This is a genomic window from Embleya sp. NPDC055664, from assembly GCF_053618075.1.
On record NZ_JBSHGZ010000056.1, the window covers coordinates 44654 to 52367 of the forward strand.

The following is a 7714-nucleotide window of genomic DNA, read 5'->3' on the forward strand; positions in this document are numbered from 1 at the left end:
CGTTCATCGAAGGCCGTACCTCGGGTGAGCGTCGGTCGGCGGGCGCGGGTCGCCGATCGCCGGCGGTCGTTCACACCCGGACCAGACACGCGACCTCACCGGTCCGGACCACGTAGCGGACGTACTCGCCGGAATCCGCCGTATCCCGGTCGTCCCTGCGGCAGTCCTGCCCGGCTGCCGGGTATTCGGTGATTCTGAGCAACTCGGAATATCCGGGCGGAAGTTGCCCTGTCCGGCAGTCCCAGACCTCGTGCACCTGCACATTCGTGATGTGCCGCCCTTCGCGTTTGCCCACGGTGCACTGACCGACCCGGTACAGGCGTTCCGCGCACACCGCGAAGGTTTCCCCCTGCGGGAACGCGCGGAACCAGCCGATGACTTCGGGGCGGCTCGGGCAGGATCCACCGTTCACGCCGGGAACCGAGGTGACCCGTGCGTAGGCGTTCGGCAGACCGCAGTCGACCACGCTCGGCGCCCGTTTCGCCCACTCGCCGGCGACCGGCGTCGAACCCAGACAGTCCCCTGGTGCCAGTGCCTGGAAGGCCCGATCGGTGGCACTGGGCTTCTTCGCCTGCTCGCTGTGCCAATACGCGATCCCGAGGAAGCCGGCGATGGCGACGAGGATGGACACCATGAGCAGCCGGACCGCTCGAACGAGCACTCGGGCCCGCCCTCCGGGCGGAGGCTCCGGTGGATCGGCAGCGGTGGTGGCGTCGTCGGTGGTGTCCTCGGTGGTGTCCTCGGTGGCGTCGTCGGTGGTGGCGTCGGCATCGCTGTCGGCATCGGCTCGGGTGGCGTCCCCATCCGCCGACCACGCCGTCAAGTCCCGCCCGTACCGGGCGTATTCCGCCACCAACGCCGACCATCGCGGCGGCAACCATCCGACGATCCGCTCGGCCGTGGGTGCCTCCGCGAGGTCCACCGACACCCTCGCCAGCACCTCCGCGGATGTGGGCCGATCGGCCGGCTCCAGGGCCAGGCACGGCTCGATCACCGGCGCCAACTCGGCCGGCAGACCGGTGAGATCCACATCCGCTTCGGCCACCCGGGCAAGCAGCCGCATCATGTCCTCGCCCACCGGGTAGGGCGCACGGCCCACCGCGAGGTGGAAGAGCGTGGCCCCCAGCGAGTAGACGTCGGACGCGGCGGTCGACTCCTCGCCGCGGGCCTGTTCGGGGGAGGTGAACGCGACGGTCCCGAGCGAGAGCGACGTCCGGGTCAGGTCCTGGGCGTGCGAGATCCCGAAGTCGATCAGACACGGCCCCTCGGCGGGCAGCAGCAGGTTCTGCGGCTTGACGTCCCGATGCACGATGCCCTGGCGGTGCAGGCCGACCAGAGCCTCCACGGTGCCGCGGGCCACCCAGCGCACCGCCGAACCGGACAACGTCCCTGCATGCCCCACCAGTTCGGCGAGCGACGGGGCGGGGACGTACTCGGTGGCCATCCACGGGCGCTCGGCGTCCGGGTCGGCGGCCAGGACACGCGCCGTGTGCTCGGCGCGCACCTGCCGGGCGATCTTGACTTCGCGGGCGAACCGACGCCGATTCACCGCGCCCACCTCGCCGTCGGCGAGCAGCGTCTTGATCGCGACGAGACCGCCGTCGGTGCCGCGACCGAGATGAATCCGGCCCATCCCGCCCGAGGCGATCCGGCCGAGCAGCCGATAGGGCCCGATCCACGTCGGATCGTCGTCGTGCAACGGCTCGATGCCCGGTCCGGACATGCCCGCCCCCTCCCCCCGATGAACAGCCCGCAGTGTATCCGACCCCAACCACCTTGCGACGGAGATGAGTTCGACGCCTCGCGCTCCGAAAGGCCAGGTCGACGACCCGGCCGGGCCGCACGGGAGAGCGGTGACGGGCGGTTCCCACATCCGTGCCGACCCCGGTCGCCGGCTCGAACACGCCGACCACGCGGCAGTCGACCGCCCCGGAGCCGCAGAGCCCCAAGGCGGGCACCGGGCCCGGCTCGGCTGTGGCACCGCCGCTTCGACCCGGCGAGCGCCGTGCGCGTTGCCCGACCGCGCGGCGACGGCACCGCCGCTGTACGGCCGATGGCGACCCGGACATGGACATGTGTGGCAGGTCGCCGTCCGCCACGGCGATCGCGGTCACGTGGTCGAGTCGGCCGACGCATGGGGCAGACGCTCTGAGCACTCGATGTGCTGTTCCGAATCGGCCGGCGGACGTCGGCGAGCATCCGCCCGGCCGCGGTCCGGCGGGAGGCCGCGGGCTGAGCCGGGTCCTGCGGTCGTCGCGGTCGACACCCTCGCCCGGGCGTTCGCGGACTATCCGTACACGCGACAGGGGTGGTCCCTGGAGACCCCCGCCGCCGGGGCTCGTTCGACCCGTCCCACCCGGACCGGAGTCGTCGGGTGCGATTCTCTTCGCGAGCCCGTCGCGTCCGATGCCGGTATCCGCTTGGCAATCGGCGCCGCAAACAGATCTGCCGGACCGACCTGCCGGCGGTGACCTCGTCCTTGCAGATCGGGCAGATGCCGGTGTCCTCAGGGAAGTCGAAACGCCGCTGCCGTCGCGGGATTGCTGCGCGCAGCAGGTCTTGCGGGAGTGGCTCGGCGCGATTTCCGTGTCGCAGCACCGCCGGGCCCGAACGCGCCAATCACACCCGCCTGGCCGACCTCGGCCGGGAACCGGTTTCGGCGAACTGCCGCCACGCGCGGCGAGAGTTCGACAGCATGGGGTGACCATCCGTCGGACCCAGGAGGCTCACGTGGGCAGGTGCCAGCGATCGACGGTGCGCGGGCGGGGCGGGACGACCTGCGGGAAGCCGACCGTGCCGGGCAAGCGCTACTGCGCCGCCCACATGGGCGGCAAACGTCCCAGCGGATCGCGGCGGAGGAAGCGCCAGGCCAACGACGGGTGCGGCGGGATGCTCCTGGTGATGGTCACCACTGTGCTGATCGTCGTCCTCGGCATCCTGATGTGACGGCGACCTCTCACGGGGCCGGCGCCCGCGGCGGTGGCCACGAACCTCGACCAGGTCGTCACCGTGCAGGCGGCGCCGCCGGCGCGAGGCGCCGTGCCGGCTCCCGATTTCGCGACTTCCGCTCAGCGGGTCGTGTCGCGGAGTGCTTCCCTGGCCAACTCCTTTCGTGCCTCCGCGAGTTCGTCGCCGATCGTGGCGTCGCGGTCGTGGTCGAGGCGGACCAGGCCCGGGTACTGCTCGTCGTTGCACACCCGTTGCCGACGCAGATGGGTCGGCGGGTGGGTGGCGTCGACGCTGTGCCCGCGCAACGCGGAGACCTGCCGCAGCCGTTCGTACTCCCGCTCCGGGATGCCTCGGACATGCGCCGCGAGGTTCGCCCACAGGCCCGCCTCGAGTTCGGCGCGCGGCACCGGCCGCCCGACGCGGGTGTTCGCCACCACGGCCTGCCGCCGCAACTCGGCGTCGACGGAGTCACCGATCAGGAGCCGATCCATGAGTTCCACGGCCGCCGCACTCGATCCGGCCCGGGCGGCGGTGCGGTCCGCGAGGTATTCGGCACGCTGCGCCGCGCCCACGGACAGGTGGTCGAGCAGGGCCAGCACCCCATAGACGCCCCATCGGGGCAGGAACATCAGCGAGTTGACCACCACGCTGCCCGGCCCCGGCCGCCGCGACGGAGCGAGCAGGTAGTACCAGACCCACAACGAGCGCAACGCGCTCCCGACCACGACGCCGCGCCGCGTGTCGCCGTGGGCGTAGTGCCCGAGTTCGTGGCCGAGGAGCGCGACGCGTTGTCGCAGCGCCAGCACCTCCCACAGGCCCAGCCCGAGATGGAGCACCCTCCGCTGCCGCAGACCGTATGTGGTCACGCCCGCGTTGGACTGCCCGTCGATCACCACCGCGTCCACCCCGGTCGTGCCGGCGACCGCCGCGATCTCGTCGATCAGCGCGAACAGCGCCGGTGCGGAGGCCCGTTCGAGCACGGGAGTGTTCTTCGGCAGCGCGCCGAGCCGCGGGCGCAGCACCCAGGCCATCGCCAGGAACAACCCACCCAGGACCGGCCCGAACACGGTGCCCCATGCCACGATCGGAAGCAACACGCCGAGCACGAGGAGCACCAGCGTCGTGGCATGCACCAGCACGGCCACCGCGTAGGTGAGCATCCGCTTCGTGTCGCGAGCCGGCCGAGGGTCCCCGCCGCGTTCGACCTCGGCGAGCAGCCGCTCCCCGTCGCGGTGCGCGAGCCGTCGTCGAGCCGCCTCGATCCGTCCCGGCGCGGGCTCCTCGGCACCGCCGGGATCCACGTTCCACCCGCACTCCGCACACCAGGCGACGAATCGTTCCGCCGTCGGGACATCCGCCCCACAGTCGGGACATGCCCGAATCCGATCGGAACCCTCCACCCGAACACCCACCATGCCTCCCCCCGACGACCCCTCCCCGGGACCGCCCCACCGCCTGCCACCCATGCCGACCAGGCAGCGTAGTCCCCGGCCACCACACCGCGAACCCGCCCCCGGGCCCCACCGAAACCGGCCGCCGCCCCCACACCCGCCTCGGCTCCCAACCCGTCATGAGCCGGAACCCGTCCGCCCCCGCCGGGGCTTGGTCCGGTTTGTCGATGACGATGGTGTACGCCGAGGTCCCCGGAGCGTGAGCACGCCCAGGCCAGGCAGATCGAGACCTACGAATTTCCCTTCGGGGGACGGCGCAGGTCGGTGGCGTGCGCTCGGCGTTCGATGCGCGGAGCCGGGGGCGGTCGTGAGATTCCGGGGCCGGACACGTGGTGGGACATCGCGCGAAGCCCCGGGTCGGCGTCGGCGCAGGACACGAACTGCGAGGATGTACGACTGCCGAGGCGAGTAACGTCCGCCACATGCGCGCGGCCGTCACGGGCGTTCGTCCCGCAGAGCGGCGACGGCCCCGGCCGCGGCGCCATGGCGGCCGCCGTCCGGGTAGGAGGTCACGCCCACGTCGTTGCGGATCACGCCCAGCAGGCTGCCGCTTTTGGCTGCGACCCGCACCGGCGATCGGAAGGTGCTCGCGATCCTGCGCCGGGTCAACTGCCGTGCCATGACGGCGCGTACCCGCGCACAGGCGGCGGCGGGTTCGGCGTGGTCGGTCCAGATCAGCTCCAGCAGGTCGACCATGTCGCGCGCGGTGGTCCGCGTTCCTCGGCTCGCGCCGACTCCTGTCCAGTCGACCGTCCGCGAACCAGGTCTCCGCGATACGGATGGGCGCGGCGTACGTCCTGTCTGTCGCAGCGGGCCGGGCCGGGAGGATTTCCGCCACCCTGCACGAGCACCTGCGCGACGAGACCGATCCGCAAGTGCGTGCGGGCCTGATCCTGGCGGTCGCGCAACTGGCCCACCAACACCGGCACCAGGACGCCGCCACCCTCACCCGCGCCCACTGGGCGAACCCGGCTCACCCGCTTGTGGTCCGCCCGGCCGCCGCGCTCGCCCGGCCTGGTCGCCGACTCCGTTCCCGACGACCTGCGCACCACCCCCGAGGCGATAGCCGCAGACGAACTCGACCGCCTGGCGGCCGAATTGCCATGGCTGCAGTCTTGCGCCCATCACGGTGGCGCCGGAGCGGCAGCGCTCCTGCCCAGGATGCTTGACCCGAACCTCCCCGCGATCGCCGACGATCCACGGGCGCGGGACAAAGGTTGCGCGGACGACCCGCCCTTCTGACGGGTCGGCGGCGAGCCGGAGCACGCAAGCACAACGGCCCACCACGCTTCGAGTACACCCCCGAACCCGCCGCTGCGCCGCATCGGGGCGCCAGCTCACCCGGTCGTCCACCGAACCGCCTGCCACGGTCTCTACGCGAACCCGAGAACGGCAACCAGGGTGCCGTCGCGCGCGACGGAGTCATCGAGGATCGGGACCTGCTTCCGGGCGGCGGAACGGACGAGGAAGACACTCCTGCCGAGAGGCCGCTTGGAACGGCACACCAGACATCGCACACGAACTCGGCTACCCGGTACGCAAGTTCGGCCGGGCCATCCGACACCGGACCCGAGTACCAACCGGATGAGCCGCAGGGGGACTCCGGTCCTCGGGCCGGCGGACGATGCGCGCCGAGGAGCCGGGTTCCTAGCCTGGGCGCATGCGAAACGAAACTCCGCGTGTACCGCGCACAATCGTGAACCGCCCCTCGAAGCAAGGGAGTTACCCGCATTCGCGCACAGTGCGGCAGATGCTGCGCCCCTTGGTACCGCTCGTGCTGTGCCTGGGTGCGACCGCGGGCACGATCGGGACCGCACACGCGGGATCGTCAACCGACACCAACCCCGTACGGGCCCTCGCCGCGGCTGCGCACACACTGGGCTCCACGGACCCCGCCGCCCCGGACGCCGATCTGCGCGCCTTCGACCGCATGGTCGGCGACGCCGAGGTACTCGGGGTGGGCGAAGCAACGCACGGGTCCGCCGAGTTCCAGAACATCAAGCACCGACTCCTGCGCCACCTCGTGGAACGCCGCGGCTTCACCACCTTCGCGTTCGAGATGCACTGGAGCGCGGGCCTGCGCCTGGACGCCTGGGTTCGCGGCGGCGCCGGCAACCTGGACACCATCATGACCGACGAACTCCAAAACGGCGGAGCGCTGTGGAACACCCATGAGATGGCCGCCCAGTTCCGCTGGATGCGCGAGTGGAACCAACACCACCCCGACCGCCACCCCCTGCGTGTCGTCGGCAACGACGTCAACTACGCCGGAACGGTGCAGTTCGACGCCGTCACCGACTACGTCGCCCGCCATTACCCCGCCCTGCTGCCCGAGTTCCGGCGCCTGTACCGGGAGTCTCGCCCCACCGCCGGCGTCAGCGACACGATGATGCAACGCCGCACGCTTCCCCTCGACACCCGCCGGCGCATGCGCGACGACGTCCGCAGCGCCTACGACCTGCTGGAACGGCAGCGACCGGGCGGCATTCCCAAGGAGTACCAACTGGTATTGCAACACGCGAGGTCCATCGCCCAGGTCGGCACGTCCCAGGGCTTCGACTTCATGGGCTCCGAGGGCGCCAAGGCACAGCTGCACCGGGACGAGAGCATGGCCGCCAACACCGTGTGGTGGCAGCGGTACACCGGGGAACGTGTGCTGCTCTCCGCCCACAACACGCATGTGGGCACCGAACCCGACAACATCGACCTGTACCCCAAGGTCCAGGGCCAGTTCCTCCGCGACGCGTTGGGCTCGCGCTACGTCGCCGTCGGATTCACCTTCGGACGGGGCCGGTTCAACGCCGTCGACGCACAGGACCCCACGTCGCCGTTCCGCCCCCGCGAGGTCGGGCCGACAGCTGCCGGCGGCAACGAGGAGACGCTGGAGAAGGTCTCGACGCGCGACTACTACCTGGACACGCGCACCGCCCCACGCGCCGCCCGCGACTGGCTCGGCACGCGTCGTCCCACCCGCAGCATCGGCGCCTCCTGGCCCGATCCCTACATCATGAACAACATCCGTCTCTCGCAGACCTATGACGTCGTCGTCCACCTGCACCGCGTCACAGAGACCCACATGCGCTGACCGTCGGATCACGGCGGGAGGTGCGATATCGGATCAGCAGCACGTCGGCACGAAGTCGGGCCGCCCGGCCGCGCGGATCGGCCGACCGCTCGCCGGACGGCCCCGGCGGAACGCAAGGAAGGGCGTCGACCGCGTTGCGGTCGACGCCCAACCCCCGGCCCGACAGGGCGGTGGTCGTCCGATCGGTTCCCGGCCCGTGACGTCGTCGACCGCCCGGCGACGTGTCCGG

Annotated in this window: 5 protein-coding genes; 2 read left to right on the forward strand and 3 right to left on the reverse strand. The window is 71.5% G+C overall.

Annotated elements, in window-relative coordinates; all coding sequences use genetic code 11:
- Positions 1–70: 70 nt before the first annotated feature.
- On the reverse strand, positions 71–1723 hold the full coding sequence (locus ACWGR4_RS45555; RefSeq protein ID WP_452132001.1) for a serine/threonine-protein kinase: 1653 nt from the start codon (positions 1721–1723) through the stop codon (positions 71–73).
- Between the two features lie 1007 nt (positions 1724–2730).
- Between ACWGR4_RS45555 and ACWGR4_RS45560 the strand changes: the two genes are divergently transcribed.
- Positions 2731–2946, forward strand: coding sequence for a hypothetical protein (locus tag ACWGR4_RS45560; protein ID WP_380010488.1), 216 nt, complete (start codon positions 2731–2733; stop codon positions 2944–2946).
- A gap of 122 nt (positions 2947–3068) precedes the next feature.
- Here ACWGR4_RS45560 and ACWGR4_RS45565 read toward each other — a convergent pair whose 3' ends face one another.
- Both ACWGR4_RS45565 and ACWGR4_RS45570 read right to left on the reverse strand, forming a co-directional pair.
- Positions 3069–4250 (reverse strand): M48 family metallopeptidase, encoded by a 1182-nt coding sequence (locus ACWGR4_RS45565; RefSeq protein WP_452132000.1) that lies wholly within the window; start codon positions 4248–4250, stop codon positions 3069–3071.
- 585 nt (positions 4251–4835) lie between these two features.
- Positions 4836–5210: a serine hydrolase gene (locus ACWGR4_RS45570; RefSeq protein WP_452132016.1), complete on the reverse strand. Its 375-nt coding sequence runs from the start codon at positions 5208–5210 to the stop codon at positions 4836–4838.
- 940 nt (positions 5211–6150) lie between these two features.
- On the opposite strand from ACWGR4_RS45570, the gene ACWGR4_RS45575 reads away from it, so the two are divergent.
- The gene (locus ACWGR4_RS45575) at positions 6151–7485 is read left to right on the forward strand and encodes an erythromycin esterase family protein (protein WP_452131999.1); all 1335 of its coding nucleotides are present in this window, start codon (positions 6151–6153) and stop codon (positions 7483–7485) included.
- The last annotated feature ends 229 nt before the right edge of the window (positions 7486–7714 follow it).

Coding starts and splice junctions, on each gene's coding strand:
- ACWGR4_RS45555 (WP_452132001.1), bottom strand. CDS start 1,723: ATGTCCGGACCGGGCATCGAGCCGTTGCACGACGACGATCCGACGTGG.
- ACWGR4_RS45575 (WP_452131999.1), top strand. CDS start 6,151: ATGCTGCGCCCCTTGGTACCGCTCGTGCTGTGCCTGGGTGCGACCGCG.